Here is a 19198-nt window from a genome sequence, read left to right as displayed (position 1 = left end):
GACTGAGCAGCTAGTCTTCGGGCGTGCTGCGGTTCGGGGTCCTGGGTCCGTTGGTGGCCGAGGACGACCGCGGTCCGGTGGACCTGAAGGGGCCGCGGCACCGGTCGGTGCTGGCCCGTCTCCTGGTGGCCCGCGGCCGGGTGGTCCCCACCGAGCGGCTGGTGGACGATCTGTGGGACGGCGCGCCTCCGGAGGGCGCCACCGGTGCGGTGCAGACGTTCGTCTCGGCGCTGCGCCGGGCGCTCGAACCCGACCGGCCACCCCGGGCGCCGGCGACCCTGCTGGTGACCGCGGGCTCCGGGTACGCGCTGCGGGCCGCCCCGGACGACGTGGACGCGTGGCGGTTCGAGGACGCGGTGACCGCGTCGGGCGAGCTGCTCGGCCGAGGACAGGTGGCCGAGGCACTGGCCGGGATCGACGCCGCGCTCACCGACTGGCGGGGCCCGGCGTACGCCGAGTTCGAGGCGCACGGGTGGGCCCGCGGCGAGGCGACCCGGCTGGAGGAGCTTCGGCTGCTGGCGGCCGACCGCCGGGCCGAGGCGCTGATCACGCTCGGGCGGGACGCGGAGGCGATCCCCGACCTGGAGGCCCATGCGCGCGCCCACCCCGGGCGCGAGGACACCTGGCGGCTCTACGCGCTCGCCCTCTACCGTGCCGGACGGCAGGGCGACGCTCTGGCCGCGCTGCGCCGGGTGCGGCGCGTGCTGGCCGAGGCGTCGGGGCTGGATCCCGGCCCGGAGCTGCGTCGACTCGAAGCCGACATCCTCGCCCAGGCGCCCTCCCTGTCCGAGATACCGCGGCGCGAACCCGCCCTCCCGGCCGTTCCCGCGCCGCCGCGCTCGCACGGCCACGCGGAACGGCTGGTCGAACCGGCCGTGGAGCCGCTGGTCGGACGGGCCGCGGAGCTCACCCAGCTGGCGGACGCCGCGGCGGACGTCGTCGCGCGTGGACGGCTGCGGCTCGCGCTGATCTCGGGTGAGGCCGGTGCGGGCAAGACCGCGCTGGCCGACGCGCTCACCGCCAGGCTCGGCGCGGACGGCTGGAGTACGGCGTGGGGCACCAACCCCGACGATCGAGGGCTTCCGGCCGGCTGGCCGTGGCACCGGATCCTCGAGACGCTCAGCACGGTCGTCCCCGACCCGCCCTACGCACCCACCCCCGGCGGTGACCCGGCCGCCGCCCGGTTCCGCTGGCACCGCGCCGTCGGTGCGCACCTGACCACGGTCGCGCGCCGGGCGCCGCTGCTGCTCGTCGTGGAGGACCTGCACTGGGCGGGCGCCGAGACGCTCGCGCTGCTCGCGGCCGTCGTGACCGAACCCCTGGCCGCGCCGGTGCTGCTCGTCACGACCTACCGCAGCACCGACCTCTCGCCGCCGCTCGCCGACGTCCTCGGCCGGGTGGCCCGGGCCGAGCCGGCCCGGGTGTACCTGGGCGGCCTTCCGCTCGAGGTGGTACCCGATCTGGTCCGCGCCACGACCGGCCAGGACGTCGACGCCGATACCGCGGCCGCGATCCACCGCCGGACCGGCGGCAACCCGTTCTTCGTCCGGGAGCTGGCCCGGCTCTACGCCACCGCGGGCTCCGACGGGCTCGCGGCGGTGCCCCCGGGCGTCCGGGACGTCGTCCGGTACCGGGTGGCGACGCTGCCGGAGCCAGCACCGGACGTCCTCCGGCGCGCGGCGGTGCTCGGCGTCGACCTCGACCTGCTCAGCGCGGTGGTCGGGGCAGAACACACCGTGCTGGACGCCGTCGACGTCGCCACCGCCGGCGGGCTCCTCGTCGAACGTGGCCCGCGCCGGTTCGCGTTCTCCCACGCCCTGGTGCGGGACGCGCTCTCCGCCGACGTCTCGCACTCGCGCCGGGCGGCCTGGCATGCGGCCGCCGCCGACATCCTCGAACGGCTCCGTCCGGACGACGTCGCGGCGCTGGCCCACCACTTCCTGCTAGCCGACGGCCCGGAGACCGCGGCGCGCGCCGCCCGGTACGCGCGTGCCGCCGCCGAGCGCGCCGAGCGGCGTCCGGACCCGTCGGAGGCGGCCCGGCTCTATGACGCGGCGCTCGACGCGTTCGACCGGGCCGCGGTCCACCGGGGCGGGCGCGACGGCGACGACGTGCGTACCCGGCTCGACCTGATCATGGGCAGCGTCCGGGCGCTGGCGGTGACCGGTGCGCTCGCCCCCGCCCGGCACCGCCGCGCCGAGGCGATCGCGCTCGCCGAGGAGATCGGCGACCCGGCCCTGACCGCACGGGTGATCGGCGCGTTCGACGTCCCGGCCCTCTGGACCGAGCACGACGATCCGGCGCTGGCGCGATACATCGCCGAGGTCACCGAACGGACGCTCGCCGCGTTGCCCGCCGACCACGTCGCCGATCGCAGCCGCCTACTCGCCACGCTCGCGTTGGAGCTGCGCAACGCGGGCGGGGACCGGGGCGCCGCGGCGGCCCGCGAGGCCGAGACGCTCGCCCGCGAACTGGGCGACCCGCGGGTGCTGGCGTTCGCGCTGAACGCCGCGTTCATGCAGTCGTTCGGACGCGCGGGCCTGGCGCCGGAGCGGGCCAGGGTCGGCACCGAGCTGGTCGAGCTGTCCCGGCGTCACGAGCTGGCGACGTTCGAGATCCTCGGCCACCTGATCCTGCTCCAGGCGCGGTCGGCGCTCGCGGACTTCGCCGCCGCGGACGAACACGCGCGGGTCGCCGACACACTGGGGGAGCGGTACCAGTCTCCGCTGGTGAGCGTGTTCACCGACTGGTATCGGGCGCTGCGCGCCTCGGCCACCCGGCGAACCGTCGACGCCGAGGCGCGGTACCGGGCTGCTGCTGCGCGGCTGGCCGGGACCGGCATGTCCGGGCTGGAGCGCGGCATCCTGCCGTTCGCGCTGCTCTGCCACTCCGTCCAGCACGGCGGCCGGCCGGCGCTGCCGCCGGACACGGACTTCGGCGCGTACGCCCCGTGGTGTCGCCCGTTCGTCACCACACCTGCGCCGGACCTCCGCGAGATCCCGGACTCGCCGCGTGACCTGCTGTACGAGGCGCGCACCTGCCTGCACGCGCTGATCGCGATCGAGGCGGGTGACCGGCCGGCGGCCGAGCGCCTCTACGACGCGCTACTGCCCGCGGAAGGGGAGCTCGCCGGCGCCGGGAGCGGCCTGCTCACGCTCGGCCCGGTCGCCCGTTACCTCGGAGACCTCGCCACCGCGCTCGGGCGTCGCGACGAGGCCGCGAGCCACTACCGCCGATCCGCGACGATCGCCGCCGGTCAGCGGTAACGGAACCCGTCGAAGAAGCGGCGGAACACGCCTCCGGAACGGGGGAGCGGCGCGGCCTGCGGCGGCGCGGTCGTCATCCGTCGCGCGATCGGCTGGTCGTAGTCGGTGCGCACGATCGCGTCGATGATCTGCTCTTCGTCGAAGTTCTCGGAGCCCTCGATCACCGGCACGAACCCCACGAGCACACCGTTGCGCATCACCTGCGCCTCGATGCCAGCGGTGCTGTCGGAGTCCCAGATCGCCTGGCGCCCCTCGGACAGCATCACGCCGACGCCGAACTGGTACACCCCGACCTTCGCCGGAAAGGCGTCGACGCCCCGATCGCGGAGCGCGTCCACGACCCGTCGTGCTCTGTTCTCATCCACCGCTCTCCACCGTACCCGGCCCCGTCACGGGCTCAGACCACCGAGGCGGCGCGCTCGACCCGGTCCCGGCCGTTGCGCTTCGCAGCGTAGAGCGCGTGGTCGGCGGCCTCGAGCAGCGCGTCCGCGTCCACCGGGCCGGAGCCGGACGCCAGGCCGGCGCTGAAGCTCACCGTGACCGCCTGCCCGGCGACCTCGATCGGCGTGCTCGCCACCAGCCGTCGCAGCCGGTTCACCTGTTCCTGTGCCTCCTCGGCCGACAAACCGGGCATCAAGAGCACGAACTCCTCACCGCCGTAGCGGGCCAGTACGTCCGTGGAGCGCACACCGTCGGCGAGCAACCGGGCGACCGCGACCAGAACCCGGTCGCCGGCGGCGTGCCCGTACTCGTCGTTGACCCGCTTGAAGTGGTCGACGTCGATGAGCGCGACGCTCAGCGGCCCGGACTCCGCGCGCTCCGCCTCGGCGAGGACGGTCATCAGGTGCCGCCGGTTGTGCAGGCCGGTCAGCGCGTCCCGGATCGCCTGCTCGGCGAGGTCGGCGCGGAGCCGCTCGTTCGTCGCGATCTGCGCTCGGAGCTGCGCGTTCGCGGCCTCCAGCGCACGCCGCTGCGCCCGGAACTCGGTGACGTCCCGGGCGACCAGCACCCACCCGGCGAGCACGCCGTGCCGGTCGCGGATGACCCGGGAACGGATCTCGAGGTCCAGCCCCAGCGGTTCGGAGACGAAGATGAAGTGGGTGTCGGTCTCCTCCAGCGCGGGGAACGTCGGATCGATCGAGTCCAGCTCGACGCCGATCGGGTCGACGATCCACGGTGCCGTGCCCAGGATCATCCGTCTGCCGGGCGCATTGACGTCCGCGATGTTGCCGTTGCGGTCCACCACGACCACGCCGTCGGTGAGCGTATCGACCAGCTGGGCCCGGGCCACCGGGAGCAGCTCCAGCGATCGCCGGGTCAGCGCACCGTAGGCGATGACCGTGCTGAGCGTCGTGCCGATCAACGTGACGTCGATGTCGTGCAGCACGGTCAACGCGACGACGTTCGCGACCAGCGGCGGCGTCACGATCGCGGCGAGCCATCGGCGAGCGCGGCGGCTGAACGCCGACCGGTGGCGGGCGAACAGCAGCCCGCGGTACGCCCCGATCATCGTGATCGCGTAGCTGTAGACGATGTGCAGCACGTACCCGGGGCCGATTCCGACCTGCCAGGTGCCGTGCGGTGACCGGACCACGCCGTCGAAGAAGGCGTGGTGCCAGGGCTCGGTCAGCAGCATGGCCAGGACCAGCGTGGGTTCGACCGCGAGCAGGAGCCGTGCGCGCAGTCGGGGGTGCCACGGCCGGCCGGTGACGACTTCGGCGAGGCCGAGGTAGCCCAGCACGATCAAGCACTGTCCGAATACGCCGATCGATGCGAGCGCCGGAACGAACGTCGGGTCGCTCAGGTCCGCGGTCACCGCCGCAGTCACCGACCAGCAGGTGATGCCGATCGCGATCAGGAACAGCGCGGTCCCGGCTGGGACCACCCGGCGGAGCCGGTAGGCGACGGTGGCGGTGAGGAGCGCGACTGCGGCGGCGATGGAGAAGACGATCGTGAGGGCGACACCCCACATGACTCCGGCCTCCCCTCAGCCTCGCCGCGCACGAAGGGAACAACCCTAGCTAACTCAACGAACGAACGTACGTACTCTATGCGAGTTCTTAAGACCGGGACGCCCGGCGTCGTGACGGATGTCGCGTACCTGCGCTCCTATCTGTAGTCGCTGTGACACCGATTCTCCGGGCCCCGTGGTTCAGTCGGCTGACCACACGGGATACGACCGGAAGGACGGACGGATGCGCGGGATGGTCGGGATCGGTCGCCGGACGATGGCACTGGCGGGCGCGGTGGCGCTGCTGGCGGTGGCCGGGTGCACCGCGTCCGATCAGGACCCGGCGGCACCGTCCGCGCCGCGAACCGCCGCGTCCGGCGTCCCCGCGAACGCCGCGAGTACCGCGAGTACCGCCTCGCCGAACAGCGAGTTCGACGTCGAGGTCGAGGCGGCGTTCCGGCTGGTCGCCGACTACTGGGACGGCAAGTTCTCCGCCGGCGGGCACGACTTCCGTCCGGTCGCCGCGGTCCGGCCCTACACGAAGGACGGCGAGCTGACCTGCGCCGGACAAGCCCAGCCGACGCAGAACGCGTTCTACTGCCCGGCCGACGACAGCATCGGGTACGACGTCAACTGGGTGCGGCAGAGTTACCAGCAGATCGGCGACTCGTTCGTGTACTTCCTCGTCGCCCACGAGTACGGCCACGCCATTCAGGAGCGCGTGCGGGCGAACCGGCTGGTCAGCATCACGTACGAGTTACAGGCCGACTGCCTTTCCGGCGCGTTCGTCGGTGATTCGGTCCGGTCCGGCGTGCTCGAGCTGGAGGACGGTGACCTCGACGAGTTGACGCGCGGCGTGCGGTCGCTCGGGGACCGGGCGCAGGGCAGCGACGCGATCGTCACCTGGCTCGCCCCGGACGCCCACGGCTCGATGGATCAGCGCCTCTCCGCGTTCGCCCGTGGTTACCGCGGTTCGATCGAGCAGTGCCACCTCGACAGCGCCAACGGCATGGCGCTCTAGTCCACCAGCTTGGCGGTCTGTTCGCGCAGGACCCGGATCGTGTTGTCGAGGTAGTCGACCACCACGGCCATCTCCCGCTCGTCGTACTTCGACGTGAACGCGGCCATCGCCTGTCCGAGGTCCGCGAAGATCGCGCCGAGATCGGGCATCGCGCCGGTCTCGGCGTAGAGCAGGACCCGTCGGCGGTCGGCCGGATCCGGCTCGCGCCGCACGTACCCGGCGCGCACCAGCCGGTCGACGATGCCGGTGACCGCCGTGATGCCCACCCCCAGTTCGGGGGCGAGTGCGCCGGTCGGCAGGGGTCCGGAGCGGACGATCGCGCCCAGCGCCTTGTGTTCCGCCGCGGACAGGCCCAGCCGCCGGGCGATCGCCTCGTGGAACAGCACCACGGCGGTGCTCAGCTCCCAGCCGTAGTCACGCACTTGCCGTCCCGCCCTTGCTTCATCATCGTGAATAGTTCACTCTCGTGGAGTATATGAGAGGAGCGGACGATGATCGCAGCAGGGTGGTCGCTCAGCAAAGCTGCCGCAGACTGGGCGGCGCGGTTCTACGGTCGGCACGTACCGCTCGTCCTCGGGCTGTCGCTGGTGCCGAGCGTGCAGCGGTACCTGGTGGTGCGGTACGACGTGCCGGCCGCTGTCGCGATCGGCAGCGAGGTGCTGGTGACCGGCGTCCGGCTGCTGCTGGTGCTGCTCGTGGTCCGGCTCCTGGCTCGGGAGTTGGCCGTCGGCCACGGTCTCGGCGGACGCGCGGCGCTGCGGCGGCTGGGCGCGGCGATCGACGCCCGGCGCGGCGCGTTCTACTTTCAGCTGGTCGTGCTCGCTGCCGCGTTCGTCGTGTGCGACGTCCTGCCGAATGCCGCGGTCGCGCTCTGGGTGCCGGAGACGCATCGGGACGCGGTCGCCGCGACGCTGGTCGCGGTGAAGAACCCGACGGTCATCGCGTTCACCGTGCTGTGGATGGCCGGTATCGCCCGCACGTTGATCGTCGCGCACGGCACCGAGTCCGCCACCGTGGTTCCCGGCGTCCCCGCCGGTCGCCGGTGAAGCGACCGCTGGAAAACGTCAGGGAGAGCTGGCGGCGAGGCGGCTCAGCGCCGCCTCCGCCTCGCGTCCCCGCTCGCGGAGCGCGTCGACGCAGCGCCGGATCGACGCGCTTCCCTCCGCTGTCCGGTTCGCCAGCTCCTTCACCTCGGTCGCGACGATCGCGAACCCGCGTCCGGCCTCCCCGGCGCGGGCGGCTTCGACCGAGGCGTTGAGCGCGAGCAACTTGGTCTGTTCGGCGACGCCGCTGAGCAGCGTCACGAACGCCTCGATGTCGGCGCTCGCCTCCACCAGCGCACGCATCGCCACCGCCGATTCGCGCACCGCGTCGCCTGCCGTGTCGTTCGTCTGCACCGGCCCACCCCTTCATCCGTCCGACCGAGGTGTCCCGTCGGCCGAACGGCGTCGACCCTGAGCGGATGTTGCCTACGTCACGGATGGGTCTGCCGGGGCCAAAGAGACTCGATGACTGCGACCGCGACTGAACAGGGAAGCGTCGCGCTGCGTGTACGGCAGAGGGGCACCGGGAGCCGCCGAACCGCACCGAGCGAAGAAGGTAGCCATGCCAGACGTCGTCTTCTTGCTGTATGAAGGCCTGTGCTCTCGGGATGACCAGCAGCCGCGATGGGTGGTCGCCGCCGACCAGCTCCCCGCTGCCCTGGCCGCCGTCCACCAGTGCGGGCTCCGGGAACTGGAGGTCCGCACCACCGACGGCCGTCCGCCTGCGCACGCCGACCTGGTGACCCGCTACCTGACCACGGACGAGTTCTGTGGCTTCCACGTCTACGAGGCCGCGGTGACGTTCGGTGGCGTCGAACTCGTCCGGACCCGTTACACGGTGCCCGAGTGCGCCTGCGCGGCGATGCCCCACCGGCTCGCCCCCGCAGTCGTCGGCGCCCCCGCCCGGTGAGCACGGCCCGACGCGGCGGCCGTCCCGATCCAGATGGCCGCCGCGTCGTTGTTCGCCGGGGTCACGTGCGGACGCGGCGTCGGTCGGCCACCGCCCAGCCCGCCACCGCGATCGCGAGGACGCCGGCCGCGACGAGGTACTCCCAGCCTCCGCCGGCGAGCGCGGTCGCGCCGCTGGCGTTGAAGCTGCCGTGGAGCAGCCCGACGGCGAGCACGCTGCGGCCGGTCCGCTCGTAAGCGACACCCAGCAACACCCGGAAGAACGGCGCGACCGCGACCAGCGCACCCCAGGCGATCGCCACCTCGCCGACGCCGGTGCCGGTGAGGCCGTGCTCCTCGAACGCCATCGGGAGGTGGATCAGCCCGAACGGCACCGCGGTGAGCAGCGCACCGAGCAGCCATCCGTGCCGATCGGCCAGCCGGCTCTGCAGATAGCCGGTCCAGGCCAACTCCTCCCAGACGTTGCCGAGCAGGGCGCCGAACACCACGGCGACGAACAGGTACTGGACCAGCTCACCGGCCCAGCCGTCCGGAGCCCGGAACGTCCCGGCGAGAACGGCCACGCCCAGAGTCAGCACGGGCAGAGCCACCAGCGCCAGCACGTACCACCGCACTCCGAACCGCCACCGCAGCACGCCCGCGAACAGGCGCCGCACGCCGGCCCGGCCGTCGGCACGACGGGTCAGCACAGCCGCCGTGCCCACCAGCACGACCAGCTCGATCAGCAGCGCGGGGAAGAGGGGGAGGCCCACAGCGAGGAAGGCGAGCTGGACGGCCCACGTGACCGCGATCACGGTCACCACGAACAGTAGGAGCGGGCGGCGAACCCGGGGAGGGGAGGCGAGAATCGTCATGCTCTCGACGGTGCGGTCAGCCCGAGGGCTTCCGCGTCGGAGCAGCGGCGTACACCGGGAGTCTGATGCGCCCGCACCGGGTGGCTGCCTACGGTCGTCCGCATGCCGCGCTTTCTTGATGCCGCCGTCGCGCTGGTGATGCTGGGCGTGATCGCGGTGGAGCTGACCGCGCGGGTGGAGCCCGGCGCGGCCTCCACCGACCCGCTCGCCTACCTGCTCGCGGCCGCGTTCACGGTGCCGTACGCGCTGCACCGTCGGGCTCCGACCGTCGTCCTCGCGGTGACCGCGGTCGGCTTACTGGCCTACTCCGCCCGCCAATACGCCGGCTACCCGGGTTACGCGATGTTCGTGCTGGTGTTCGCGTACGCGCTGCACGTCGAGCGGCCGCGGGCGTGGCTGACGTACGTGGTGGGGCTCGTCGTCCTGTCGGCCGCGCTGGCCGTGCAGCCGGAGACCGTGGTGAACGGCAGCACCTGGTTCACCACAGTGTTGGTGGTCACCGTCGCGTGGCTCGGCGGCGAGTACGTCCGGGCCCGTCGCGCCCGGTGGGCCGCCCTGGAGGACCGGGCCCGGCGGCTCGAGGCCGAGCGCGAGGAGCGGGCCCGGCAGGCGGTGACCGAGGAGCGGATGCGGATCGCCCGGGAGCTGCACGACGTCGTCGCCCACTCGATGAGCGTCGTCGCGGTGCAGGCGGGCGTCGCGCACCACGTCATCGAGCGGCGCCCCGACCTGGCTCGTCAGGCGCTGGGCGCGATCGAGGCGACGTCCCGGTCGGCGCTGGTCGAGATGCGACGGCTGCTGGGGGTGCTGCGCCAGCCGAACGAGCCGGGCGCCGCGCTCGCACCGTCCCCGGGCCTGGGCGAGCTGGACGGCCTGGTCGCGCAGTACGCAGGGCTCGCGGTGACGATCCAGGTAAGCGGGGACGTCGGCGCGATCCCGCCGGGCGTCGACCTCTCGGCGTACCGCATCGTGCAGGAGAGCTTGACCAACGTCCTCAAGCACGGCGGGCCGTCGGCGACGCTCCGGGTCACCGCAGCGCCGGATCACGTCCGGATCGAGGTCACCGACCCCGGTCCAGTGGCCGGAACACCGCAGGTTCCGGGTACGGGGCACGGCCTGATCGGGATGCGGGAGCGGGTCGCGGTGTTCGGTGGCTCGCTGGACGCAGGTCCGTGCCCGGACGGAGGGTTCCGGGTGTCCGCCGTACTGCCGTTCGGGAGAGTGAGCACATGATCCGCGTCCTCGTCGTCGACGACCAGGAGCTCGTCCGCGCCGGTTTCGAAGCACTGATCGAGGTCGACGACGGCGTGGAGGTGGTGGGGTCGGCGGCGAACGGCGCGGACGCCGTGGAGCTGGCCCGCGCCAGCACGCCGGACGTCGTCCTGATGGACATCCGGATGCCGGTGATGGACGGGCTGGAGGCGACGGCGGCGATCCTGAGTACCGTGCCGGACACGAAGATCCTCATCCTCACCACGTTCGACCTGGACGAGTACGTGTTCGGCGCCCTGCGGGCCGGCGCCAGCGGCTTCCTGCTCAAGGACACTCCACCGACACAGCTGCTGGCCGGTATCCGGATCGTCGCGGCGGGGGAGGCGCTGCTGGCGCCGAGCGTCACCCGCCAACTGATCGAGTCCTACGTGCGCCGTCCCGCGCCGTCGGCGCCACCACCGGCCGCGCTCGACGTCCTCACCGAGCGGGAGACCGAGGTGCTCGGCCTGGTGGCGGGTGGCTTGTCCAACGACGAGATCGGCGCCCGGCTGTTCGTCAGCCCGGCGACGGTCAAGACGCACATCGGGCGCCTGCTGATGAAGTTGCACTGCCGCGATCGGGCACAGTTGGTCGTCACCGCGTACGAGACCGGCCTGGTGACCGCTCGGGTCAGGGATTGACGACGAAGCGGGCCGGGACTTCGCCGCCGCCGTGGACGGCCAGGTCGGCGCCGGTCACGTAACCGGCGAGGTCGCTGGCGAGGTACGTGCACGCGTTGGCGACGTCCTCGGGGGTCGCCAACCGGCCCAGCGGGATCAGGCTCGCGGTCTGCTCGGTGTAGTCGGTGGTCTCGGTCCGAATCAGCCCGGCCGTGATGTGGTTGACGCGCACGGCCGGTCCCCACTCCAGCGCCAGCGCCTGGGTGAGCGTCCGTAATCCGGCCTTCGCGGCCGAGTACGCGGCGGTGCCGGGCTGCGGGTCGATGCCCGAGACGCTGCCGATGTTGACGATCGAGCCGCCGCTCTCCTGCCCCTGCATCACCTCGTTCGCGGCCTGGGCCACGTAGAACGGCGCGAGCAGGTTGAGCGCGACGATCTTCTCGACGAACCGCGGGGAGACCGTGGTCGCGTCCGCGTCGGGAGAACCACCGGCGTTGTTGACCAGGACGTCCAGCCGTCCGAACCGGTCGGCGGCCGCGGCGACCAGCGCGCGGCACGCCGCCGGGTCCCGGACGTCGGTCTGGACGAACACCCCCGGCGGCGGCTGCGCCGGCTCGCTCCGCGCGCAGACCACCACGTCGGCGCCGGCTTTGCCGAACGTCTCGGCGATGACCCGTCCGATCCCCTTGGTGCCGCCGGTGACCAGCACGGTCCGGCCGGTGAAGTCCAGGTGTGCCCCGTTGCTCCGTGAAGCCATGCCGCACTGTACGGCCGCCGGCCGAAGCGCGTCAGGCTGTTACGCCCGACGCAGCAGCGCCTCCGCGTGCCGCAGCACGGGTCCGTCGACCATCCGGCCTTCGAACCGGAACACCCCACGCTCGACCTGGGCCGCGGCGAGTACGCGGCGAGCCCAGTCGACCTGTGCCTCCGGCGGGGCGAACGCGGCACGGATCACCGGGACCTGCGTCGGGTGAATGGCCACGCCGCCGTCGAAGCCCTGCGCCACGGCGTCCTCGGCGGCGAGTCGCAGGCCCTCCAGATCGGCGATGTTCAGGTGGACGGTGTCCAGCGCGAACCGTCCGAACGCCTTCGCGGCGAGCAGCGTCGACGACCGGACGTGCCGGGGTACGTCGCGGAACCGGCCGTCGGCATGCCGGGCCGAGCTGCCGCCCAGCCCCGCGATCAGATCCTCCGGACCCCACATCACACCGATCGTGTTCTCCGCAGCGGCCAGTTCGGCGGCGGCCAGTGCCCCGCGCGGCGACTCGATCAACACGACCACCTGGTACGGCCGCAGCGCGAGCACCTCGGCGGCGGTCTCCGCCTTCGGCAGCATCACCCGCGTGTACGGCGTCCGCTCCAGCGCGCGCAGATCCGCCGTCCCCCCCGCGTAGTCGGTCGCAGTGCCGGCGTTGATCCGGACCAGCGTGCGCTCCGGGTCGAGCGGCGTCGCCGCCAGCGCGTCCCGGGCGGCGTCCTTGTCGGCCGCGGCGACCGCGTCCTCCAGGTCCAGGATCACGACGTCCGCGAGTGCCTCGGCCTTCGCGTAGCGGTCCGGCCTGTCGGCCGGACAGAACAGCCACGCCGGTCCCGGGGGAGTCCACGCGGTCATCGGTTGCTCTCCTTCATCTCGACGTCCGGCACGGCCGCACCGTCGGACGGTGGCCGCCCAGCCGGCTCTACCTCGGCCGGCTCGATCGTCGCCAGGATCTGGCCGACGCTCACCCGGTCGCCGAGCGCCACCGCCAGCCGGAGGATGCCGTCGCCCGGCGCGGTGAGCGTGTGCTCCATCTTCATCGCCTCGACGACCAGCACCGGGGCGCCGGCCGCGACCGCCTTCCCGTCCACCGCGTGCACGGCGATCACCGCGCCGGGCATCGGGCTGGGAAGCTCGGCGGTCGCTTCGGCCGCGGTGTCCGGACGGGCCCGCCGCGGACCCAGCACCCGCAGCGCCGCCGTGCCGGAGGGCCCGCTCACCCACGCGGTACCGGCCTCGATCGCGACCCGGTAGTGCACGCGTACCCCGGAAAGGGTCAGCGCCAGCACGTCCCCGTCGAGCGACGCCGCGAACGTCTGCGGCGGTGTGTCTCCCACCGTCACCGTCCCGTCGTCCGGCGTCCCCCGAAGGCGGACCTCGACCGTGCGCTCGCCGATCCGCCACCGGCTGACGGTCGCCGCGGGCTCGCCGAGCCGCCAGCCGGACGGCTGCGACCACAAGTCGTCGGTCGACGCCGACCAGGCGGCGAGCCAGGCGCGCACGGCGGCCGCCACCACCACGTCGTTGCCGGGCTCGGCGGGCACGAAGTCCGGCAGCCGCCGGTCGAGCAGGCCGGTGTCGAGGCGCCCGGCGACGACGTCCGGGTCGGCGAGCAGGAAGCGGAGGAACTCGACGTTCGTGGTCACGCCCAGGACCGCGGTGCCGGCCAGTGCGGCGTCGAGCCTCTGGAGTGCGGTGGTGCGATCTGGTCCGGACGCGATGACCTTGGCCAGCATCGGGTCGTAATCAGAACCGACCACGGTGCGCAGTCTCAACCCGGAGTCGACCCTTACCCCGGGGCCGCTCGGCTCGGTCAGCGCCAGCACCCGTCCACCGGTCGGCAGGAAACCGAGCCCCGGGTCTTCGGCGTAGACGCGTGCCTCGATCGCGTGGCCGGTGAGCACGACGTCGTCCTGCGCGAACGGCAGCTTCTCGCCGGCGGCGACCCGGAGCTGCCACTCGACGAGGTCCAGGCCGGTGACCTCCTCGGTGACCGGGTGCTCGACCTGCAGCCGGGTGTTCATCTCCATGAAGAAGAACTCGTCCGGCCGCTCCGCGGAGACCAGGAACTCGACCGTGCCCACACCCACGTAGTCGACGCTGCGCGCGGTGGCGACCGCGGCGGCCCCGATCCGCGCCCGGGTGTCGGCGTCCAGGAGCGGCGAGGGCGCCTCCTCGATCACCTTCTGGTGGCGGCGCTGCAGGCTGCACTCGCGTTCACCGAGGTGCACGATCGTGCCGTAGCGGTCGGCGAGGACCTGCACCTCGATGTGGCGGGGGCGGGAGACGAACCGCTCCAGGAACAGCGTGTCGTCGCCGAAGCTCGCGGCGGCCTCCCGGCGGGCGGTCGCCAGCGCGCCGCGAAGGGCGGCCGGGTCGTCGACGCGGTGCATGCCCTTGCCGCCCCCACCGGCCGACGGCTTGATCAGGACCGGGTAGCCGACGTCGTCTGCGGCGGCGACCAGCTCGTCGTCGGAGAGCCCGGGCCGGGCGAGGCCAGGGGTGACCGGGACGCCGTACGCCGCGACCGCGTTCTTCGCCGCGATCTTGTCGCCCATCACCTCCAGAGCGCGGACCGGCGGCCCGAGGAAGGCGATCCCGGCGTCGGCGAGCGCGGCGGCGAACTGCGCGTTCTCGGAGAGGAAGCCGTAGCCGGGGTGGACGGCGTCGGCGCCGGTCGCCCGTGCGGCCGCCACTACCCGCTCGATGTCCAGGTAGGCCCGGGGCGGCCCCAGCGCCACCGCGGTATCGGCCTCGACGACGTGGCGCGCGTCGGCGTCCACATCGCTGTAGACGGCCACCGACCGCACGCCGAGCCGGCGCAGTGTCCGGATCACGCGGACGGCGATCTCGCCGCGGTTTGCCACGAGGACGGTGCGGAACATGCTCACATCCGGAAGATGCCGTAGGAGACCGGCTCCAGCGGCGCCTGGGCGCAGGCGCCGAGCGCCAGGCCGAGGACGTCGCGGGTCCGGGCGGGGTCGATGACGCCGTCGTCCCAGAGCCGGGCGGTGGAGTAGTACGGGTTGCCCTGGCTCTCGTACTGGGCCCGGATCGGCGCTTTGAACGCGTCCTCTTCCTCGGGTGTCATCGAGCCGCGCACCGTGGCGAGCACCGCGGCGGCCTGTTCGCCGCCCATCACCGAGATCCGGGCGTTGGGCCACATGAACAGGAACCGGGGTGCGTAGGCCCGGCCGCACATCGCGTAGTTCCCGGCGCCGAACGAGCCGCCGATCACGACCGTCAGCTTGGGCACTCGTGCGCAGGCCACGGCGGTGACCATCTTCGCGCCGTGCTTGGCGATCCCGCCTGCCTCGTACTCGCGGCCCACCATGAACCCGGTGATGTTCTGGAGGAACACCAGCGGAATGCCGCGCTGGTCGCAGAGTTCGATGAAGTGGGCGCCCTTGAGCGCGGACTCGCCGAACAGCACGCCGTTGTTCGCGATGATGCCGACCGGGTGTCCGTGCAGGTGAGCGAAGCCGGTGACCAGCGTGGGCCCGTAACCGGCCTTGAACTCGGAGAACTCTCCGCCGTCGACGAGCGTCTCGACGACCGGGTGGACGTCGTAGGGCGTGCGGGGGTCGGTCGGAACGAGGTCGTAGAGCGTCTGCTGGTCCTTCGCCGGGCGCGTCGCTCTGCGCTCCCACGGTGGGGGTTGTTTCGGCGCGAGGGTCGACACGATGTTGCGGACGATGCGCAGCGCGTCGGTGTCGTCCTCGGCGAGGTGGTCGACGACGCCGGACGTCTTGGCGTGCAGGTCGCCGCCGCCCAGGTCCTCCGCGCTGACCACCTCGCCGGTCGCGGCCTTCACGAGCGGGGGCCCGCCGAGGAAGATCGTGCCCTGGTTGCGGACGATCACGGTCTCGTCGGCCATCGCCGGCACGTAGGCGCCGCCGGCCGTGCAGGAGCCGAGCACGGCGGCGATCTGCGCGATGCCTTTGCCCGAGAGCTGCGCCTGGTTGAAGAAGATCCGGCCGAAATGCTCGCGGTCGGGGAAGACCTCGTCCTGCCGCGGGAGGAACGCTCCGCCGGAGTCGACGAGGTAGACGCACGGCAGGTGGTTGTGGAGCGCGACCTCCTGGGCGCGGAGGTGCTTCTTCACGGTCATCGGGTAGTACGTGCCGCCTTTGACCGTGGCGTCGTTGGCCACGATCACGCACTCCCGGCCGGAGACTCGCCCGATGCCGGTGATCAGCCCGGCGCCCGGCGACTCGTCGTCGTACAGGCCGTTCGCCGCCAGCGCCGAGAGCTCCAGGAACGGGCTGCCGGGGTCGAGCAGCGTGTCGACCCGGTCGCGGGGGAGCAACTTGCCGCGTTCGACGTGGCGGACGCGGGCCCGCTCCGGACCGCCGACGGCGGTGGCGGCGAGCCGTGCCCGCAGGTCGGCGACGAGTGCCTCGTGGGCCGCAAGGGTTGCGTCTACTGCGGGTGCCGTCATCGGGTGCGCCTCGCTGCGTCCGGGGAATTCAGTTAATCGCCACTAACTGAGATACCGTAACGGTTACCGGGCGAGGTGTCCACGGTGCTACGTCAGCGGCAGCGGTTGCAGCAGGCGATGCGGCTGGCGGAGCGCGACGCTGACCCGGTCGGTGCGGGTGAACTCCGCGCCGGGACCGGGTTCGATCTGGGTGTCCGCGGGGTCGACGAGCTTGCCGCAGTCGCGGCACATGGCCGGCCCGGTGATCGTGCCGCCGCAGCCGACGTGCCGGAAGGTCCGGGGCCACGGGCCGATGGCCAGGTGCCGGGCGCCCCACGAGGTCAGCTGGAACAGCGCCGGCCACAATTCGACGCCGGCGTCGGTCAGCACGTACTCGTCGCGGGGCGGCGAGTCCTGGTAACGCCGCCGCGCGAGGACGCCCGCGCGCACCAGGGTCTCCAGCCGGTCGGAGAGCACCGCCCGGGGGATGTCGAGGTGGACGAGGAAGTCCCCGAACCGCCGGACGCCATAGAACGCGTCGCGGACGACGAGCAACGTCCAGCGCTCGCCGAGGATCTCCAGCGTCCGCGCGAACGTGCAGTTCTGTCCGGCGTAGTCCTTGCCTAGTCCCACGCCGGGGAGTCTAGCGGGTTGGTTCGTTCACCGAACTCTGCTCGTCAAATAGGTTCGTTCATTGAACTGACTCCTGTAGGGTCGGCCGTGAACCATCTGGAGGAGGGGTCGTCGTGGCCACAGCCATGGGAGCGTCCGTGCCGTCGCCGACGGCGGAGGCGCCGCCGCCGGGCCGCCGTGAACAGCTGGTGCTCGGGGTGGTGAGCGCGGCGACGCTGGTGACCCTCGCCGACTACACGGCGCCGGCCGCCGTGCTCCCGACGCTCACCACCGCGCTGCACGCGTCGGCGACCGCGCAGGTCTGGATCCTCAACGGCATCACGTTCGGGCTCGCCGTGCTGCTGCTCTCCGCGGGCAGCGTCGCCGACGACTACGGGCGGCGTCGGGTGTTCCTCGGTGGCGTGGTGGGGCTCGGGCTGGGCATGGCGGCGAGCGCGCTCGCGTCGTCCGCCTGGGTGTTCGTCGGTGCCCGGGTGGTGCAGGGCATCGCCGGCGCCGCGATCCTCGCCGCCGGCCTCGGGCTGGTCGCGCACGCGTTCCCGGTCGGGCCGCACCGGATCCGGGCGGCCGCGACCTGGGGGTCGATGATCGGGCTCGGGATCGCCGCCGGACCGTTGCTCGCCATCGCCGGTGACCACGTCGGCAGCTGGCGGACGTTCTACTGGGTCGCGGCACTCGTCGCGCTGGTGCTCGCGGCCGTGGCCCGGCCGGTGTTGCGGGAGTCGCGCGCGGCGCAGGCTCGCCGGCTGGACGTGGCCGGGGTGGTGCTGCTCGCCGCCGCTCTGGCGGCCCTGCTGGTCGGAGCGACGAACGGCCGCACCGGGTGGCTCCGGGCGCCCACGCTGCTGCCGATCGTTCTGGCCCTGGCGCTGTTCGGGCTGTTCGCGCTGCGCGAGCTGCGGGCCCGGGAGCCGATGCTCGACCTGGGGCTGTTCCGGCGCCTGCCGTTCCTGCTCGCGACGCTCGGCGCGGCGAGTACCGGGGTCGCGGTGATCGGCCCGATGACGTTCCTGCCGACCACGTTGCAGCGCGGCAGCGGCTGGACCGCCACCCAGACCGCGGTGCTGGCGTTCGCCTGGGCGTTCACGATGTTCCTGGTCGGGCTCGCCGCGCGGCGGATGCGGTCGAGCGTGCACGGCGGCGTTGAGCTGGGCCTCGGTTTCCTGCTCTCTGCGGTGGGGTGTGCCCTCGCGCTGCCGGCCGTGGGCCACGCGTGGGGCTGGCTGTTCCCCGGCATGATCGTCGCCGGTCTTGGCGGCGGGTTGATCAACGCGACGCTGCCGAGGCTCGCGGTGGGCACGGTGCCGCCGGAGCGCAGCGCGATGGGGTCGGGGGCGAACAACACCGCCCGGTACGTCGGGTCAGCGCTCGGCGTCGCGGTGACCGCGTCGCTCGCGCCCACCGACGCGGCGGAGGCGCTCGTGGTGGGCATCGTGCTCTGCGCGATCGCCGCGCTCGCCCTCGCCCCGCTGACCGCCCGCGCCCGCGTCCCGGTGCTCGCCTGAGGTGCGACGCGGGTCCGTCAGGGCTTGCGCCGGCGGGCCGCACGCTCCTGCTCGACCCGGCGCTTCCACGCTGCCCGCGCCTCCGGGCTGTGGCCCTGGACCGCGCCGGACACGGTCGGCGGGCCGAAGATCTGGAACAGCCACTCGCCGCGTCGCCGCTTGGGCTTCGGGCCGGGGTCCGCGCTCGGGCCGGCGTCCGTGCTCGGCGCCGGAGCGGCGGCGGGTGCCGGCTTCGCGGTAGGGGTGGGCTGCGCTGCCTCGTCCGACCTGTTCACCGCTGCCTCCTCGAGTGGTCTGGTACGTCCCACTGTACGCCAACTATTGGTGTACCAAAGGTTGGTGTGCGTTAGAACTCTGTGGCAGGATTCGGGCCATGGGTGCCCCCGACTCCGACGTCGTACGCGCGGAGGACCTGCTCGCGCTGGATCGTCAGGTGTGCTTCGCGCTGGCGGTCGCGTCGCGGAGCGTCATCGCGGTCTACCGGCCGTTGCTGGAGCCGCTGGGCCTGACCCATCCGCAGTACCTCGTCATGCTCGCGCTCTGGGAGCAGGCCCCCCGCTCGGGCCGCGAGCTCAGCGAGGTCCTCCAGCTCGATCCGGGAACGCTCTCTCCGCTGCTCAAGCGTCTGGAGGCGGCCGGTCTGATCCGCCGCGAGCGGGACCAGCGGGACGAACGTCAGCTGGCGGTCACGTTGACCGAGGCCGGGGCGGCGCTGCGGGCGCAGGCCGAGCGGATTCCCCCGGCCGTGGTCGCGCGTCTCGGTATGGAGCTCTCCGAGCTGGAGCAACTCCACGCGTCCCTGACCCGCGTCATCGCCGCCGCCCGGTCCGCCGGCCCGGCCTGACCCGCGCGCGGCCCCGCCGAGACGCGGCTCAGCAGGGGGTGCCGCTGGAGCAGCTCGGCACCTCGGGGGCCGGCTGCTCGGCGTTCGGCGACGCGACGGCGGCCGGCCCAGCCGCGGCGTCCGC

The 19198-nt window shown here is 73.0% G+C and carries 19 protein-coding genes; 8 read left to right on the top strand and 11 right to left on the bottom strand.

Going from position 1 to position 19198, the window contains the following annotated elements; all coding sequences use genetic code 11:
* Positions 1 to 23: 23 nt before the first annotated feature.
* A complete protein-coding gene (locus ABEB28_RS37545; protein WP_345733059.1) occupies positions 24 to 3266 on the top strand; it encodes an ATP-binding protein in 3243 nt (1080 codons plus the stop codon).
* Here ABEB28_RS37545 and ABEB28_RS37540 read toward each other — a convergent pair.
* Entirely contained in the window at positions 3257 to 3631 is a 375-nt protein-coding gene (locus tag ABEB28_RS37540; RefSeq protein WP_345733058.1) for a hypothetical protein, read from the bottom strand. The two genes, ABEB28_RS37545 and ABEB28_RS37540, sit on opposite strands and share 10 nt — an antisense overlap.
* Positions 3632 to 3663: 32 nt before the next feature.
* Positions 3664 to 5238, bottom strand: a complete 1575-nt coding sequence (locus tag ABEB28_RS37535) for a histidine kinase N-terminal 7TM domain-containing diguanylate cyclase (RefSeq protein WP_345733057.1) — start codon at positions 5236 to 5238, stop codon at positions 3664 to 3666.
* A 223-nt stretch (positions 5239 to 5461) separates the two neighbouring features.
* Between ABEB28_RS37535 and ABEB28_RS37530 the strand changes: the two genes are divergently transcribed.
* Positions 5462 to 6238 (top strand): neutral zinc metallopeptidase, encoded by a 777-nt coding sequence (locus ABEB28_RS37530; RefSeq protein ID WP_345733056.1) that lies wholly within the window; start codon positions 5462 to 5464, stop codon positions 6236 to 6238.
* Here ABEB28_RS37530 and ABEB28_RS37525 read toward each other — a convergent pair.
* The gene (locus tag ABEB28_RS37525) at positions 6235 to 6660 is read right to left on the bottom strand and encodes a MarR family winged helix-turn-helix transcriptional regulator (protein WP_345733055.1); all 426 of its coding nucleotides are present in this window, start codon (positions 6658 to 6660) and stop codon (positions 6235 to 6237) included. The genes ABEB28_RS37530 and ABEB28_RS37525 overlap by 4 nt on opposite strands.
* A 69-nt stretch (positions 6661 to 6729) precedes the next feature.
* Between ABEB28_RS37525 and ABEB28_RS37520 the strand changes: the two genes are divergently transcribed.
* Positions 6730 to 7284: a hypothetical protein gene (locus ABEB28_RS37520; protein ID WP_345733054.1), complete on the top strand. Its 555-nt coding sequence runs from the start codon at positions 6730 to 6732 to the stop codon at positions 7282 to 7284.
* An 18-nt stretch (positions 7285 to 7302) separates the two neighbouring features.
* On the opposite strand, the gene ABEB28_RS37515 is transcribed toward ABEB28_RS37520, so the two are convergent.
* Entirely contained in the window at positions 7303 to 7635 is a 333-nt protein-coding gene (locus ABEB28_RS37515; RefSeq protein WP_345733053.1) for a methyl-accepting chemotaxis protein, read from the bottom strand.
* A gap of 208 nt (positions 7636 to 7843) precedes the next feature.
* Between ABEB28_RS37515 and ABEB28_RS37510 the strand changes: the two genes are divergently transcribed.
* Positions 7844 to 8191, top strand: coding sequence for a hypothetical protein (locus tag ABEB28_RS37510; RefSeq protein ID WP_345733052.1), 348 nt, complete (start codon positions 7844 to 7846; stop codon positions 8189 to 8191).
* Between the two features lie 61 nt (positions 8192 to 8252).
* Here ABEB28_RS37510 and ABEB28_RS37505 read toward each other — a convergent pair whose 3' ends face one another.
* Positions 8253 to 9044 (bottom strand): CPBP family intramembrane glutamic endopeptidase, encoded by a 792-nt coding sequence (locus ABEB28_RS37505; RefSeq protein WP_345733051.1) that lies wholly within the window; start codon positions 9042 to 9044, stop codon positions 8253 to 8255.
* Positions 9045 to 9146: 102 nt separating this feature from the next.
* On the opposite strand from ABEB28_RS37505, the gene ABEB28_RS37500 reads away from it, so the two are divergent.
* Both ABEB28_RS37500 and ABEB28_RS37495 read left to right on the top strand, forming a co-directional pair.
* On the top strand, positions 9147 to 10277 hold the full coding sequence (locus ABEB28_RS37500) for a sensor histidine kinase (protein ID WP_345733050.1): 1131 nt from the start codon (positions 9147 to 9149) through the stop codon (positions 10275 to 10277).
* Complete coding sequence (locus ABEB28_RS37495; protein ID WP_345733049.1) at positions 10274 to 10936, top strand: response regulator transcription factor; 663 nt, start codon at positions 10274 to 10276, stop codon at positions 10934 to 10936. The genes ABEB28_RS37500 and ABEB28_RS37495 overlap by 4 nt, the downstream gene beginning before the upstream one ends.
* Here ABEB28_RS37495 and ABEB28_RS37490 read toward each other — a convergent pair.
* The 5 genes from ABEB28_RS37490 to ABEB28_RS37470 all read right to left on the bottom strand — a co-directional run bounded on the left by ABEB28_RS37490 (position 10926) and on the right by ABEB28_RS37470 (position 16725).
* Positions 10926 to 11672 (bottom strand): SDR family oxidoreductase, encoded by a 747-nt coding sequence (locus ABEB28_RS37490; protein WP_345733048.1) that lies wholly within the window; start codon positions 11670 to 11672, stop codon positions 10926 to 10928. The genes ABEB28_RS37495 and ABEB28_RS37490 overlap by 11 nt on opposite strands.
* Positions 11673 to 11711: 39 nt before the next feature.
* On the bottom strand, positions 11712 to 12527 hold the full coding sequence (locus ABEB28_RS37485) for an HpcH/HpaI aldolase/citrate lyase family protein (RefSeq protein WP_345733047.1): 816 nt from the start codon (positions 12525 to 12527) through the stop codon (positions 11712 to 11714).
* Entirely contained in the window at positions 12524 to 14557 is a 2034-nt protein-coding gene (locus tag ABEB28_RS37480) for an ATP-binding protein (protein ID WP_345733046.1), read from the bottom strand. Before ABEB28_RS37480 ends, ABEB28_RS37485 begins: the two co-directional genes overlap by 4 nt.
* A 2-nt stretch (positions 14558 to 14559) precedes the next feature.
* The gene (locus ABEB28_RS37475; RefSeq protein WP_345733045.1) at positions 14560 to 16113 is read right to left on the bottom strand and encodes a carboxyl transferase domain-containing protein; all 1554 of its coding nucleotides are present in this window, start codon (positions 16111 to 16113) and stop codon (positions 14560 to 14562) included.
* 87 nt (positions 16114 to 16200) lie between these two features.
* Positions 16201 to 16725, bottom strand: a complete 525-nt coding sequence (locus ABEB28_RS37470; RefSeq protein WP_345733044.1) for a winged helix-turn-helix transcriptional regulator — start codon at positions 16723 to 16725, stop codon at positions 16201 to 16203.
* A 113-nt stretch (positions 16726 to 16838) separates the two neighbouring features.
* Between ABEB28_RS37470 and ABEB28_RS37465 the strand changes: the two genes are divergently transcribed.
* Positions 16839 to 18230: an MFS transporter gene (locus ABEB28_RS37465; protein WP_345733043.1), complete on the top strand. Its 1392-nt coding sequence runs from the start codon at positions 16839 to 16841 to the stop codon at positions 18228 to 18230.
* A gap of 17 nt (positions 18231 to 18247) precedes the next feature.
* On the opposite strand, the gene ABEB28_RS37460 is transcribed toward ABEB28_RS37465, so the two are convergent.
* Positions 18248 to 18505, bottom strand: coding sequence for a hypothetical protein (locus ABEB28_RS37460; RefSeq protein ID WP_345733042.1), 258 nt, complete (start codon positions 18503 to 18505; stop codon positions 18248 to 18250).
* A 98-nt stretch (positions 18506 to 18603) separates the two neighbouring features.
* Here ABEB28_RS37460 and ABEB28_RS37455 point away from each other — a divergent pair, with 98 nt between their 5' ends.
* Entirely contained in the window at positions 18604 to 19074 is a 471-nt protein-coding gene (locus ABEB28_RS37455; protein ID WP_345733041.1) for a MarR family winged helix-turn-helix transcriptional regulator, read from the top strand.
* Positions 19075 to 19198: the final 124 nt, after the last annotated feature.

Origin of the sequence: Cryptosporangium minutisporangium (assembly GCF_039536245.1) — a bacterium.
GTDB classification, from domain to species: Bacteria; Actinomycetota; Actinomycetes; order Mycobacteriales; family Cryptosporangiaceae; genus Cryptosporangium; species Cryptosporangium minutisporangium.
Note: the sequence above shows the minus strand (reverse complement) of the source record. Positions and strands in the feature narration are given on the sequence as shown.

What these genes read in the sequence shown, in the direction of transcription:
- ABEB28_RS37500 (WP_345733050.1), top strand. Translation starts at nt 9,147, where the DNA reads ATGCCGCGCTTTCTTGATGCCGCCGTCGCGCTGGTGATGCTGGGCGTG.
- ABEB28_RS37535 (WP_345733057.1), bottom strand. Translation starts at nt 5,238, where the DNA reads ATGTGGGGTGTCGCCCTCACGATCGTCTTCTCCATCGCCGCCGCAGTC.
- ABEB28_RS37505 (WP_345733051.1), bottom strand. Translation starts at nt 9,044, where the DNA reads ATGACGATTCTCGCCTCCCCTCCCCGGGTTCGCCGCCCGCTCCTACTG.
- ABEB28_RS37490 (WP_345733048.1), bottom strand. Translation starts at nt 11,672, where the DNA reads ATGGCTTCACGGAGCAACGGGGCACACCTGGACTTCACCGGCCGGACC.
- ABEB28_RS37480 (WP_345733046.1), bottom strand. Translation starts at nt 14,557, where the DNA reads ATGTTCCGCACCGTCCTCGTGGCAAACCGCGGCGAGATCGCCGTCCGC.
- ABEB28_RS37475 (WP_345733045.1), bottom strand. Translation starts at nt 16,113, where the DNA reads ATGACGGCACCCGCAGTAGACGCAACCCTTGCGGCCCACGAGGCACTC.
- ABEB28_RS37520 (WP_345733054.1), top strand. Translation starts at nt 6,730, where the DNA reads ATGATCGCAGCAGGGTGGTCGCTCAGCAAAGCTGCCGCAGACTGGGCG.
- ABEB28_RS37510 (WP_345733052.1), top strand. Translation starts at nt 7,844, where the DNA reads ATGCCAGACGTCGTCTTCTTGCTGTATGAAGGCCTGTGCTCTCGGGAT.
- ABEB28_RS37495 (WP_345733049.1), top strand. Translation starts at nt 10,274, where the DNA reads ATGATCCGCGTCCTCGTCGTCGACGACCAGGAGCTCGTCCGCGCCGGT.
- ABEB28_RS37485 (WP_345733047.1), bottom strand. Translation starts at nt 12,527, where the DNA reads ATGACCGCGTGGACTCCCCCGGGACCGGCGTGGCTGTTCTGTCCGGCC.
- ABEB28_RS37455 (WP_345733041.1), top strand. Translation starts at nt 18,604, where the DNA reads ATGGGTGCCCCCGACTCCGACGTCGTACGCGCGGAGGACCTGCTCGCG.
- ABEB28_RS37530 (WP_345733056.1), top strand. Translation starts at nt 5,462, where the DNA reads ATGCGCGGGATGGTCGGGATCGGTCGCCGGACGATGGCACTGGCGGGC.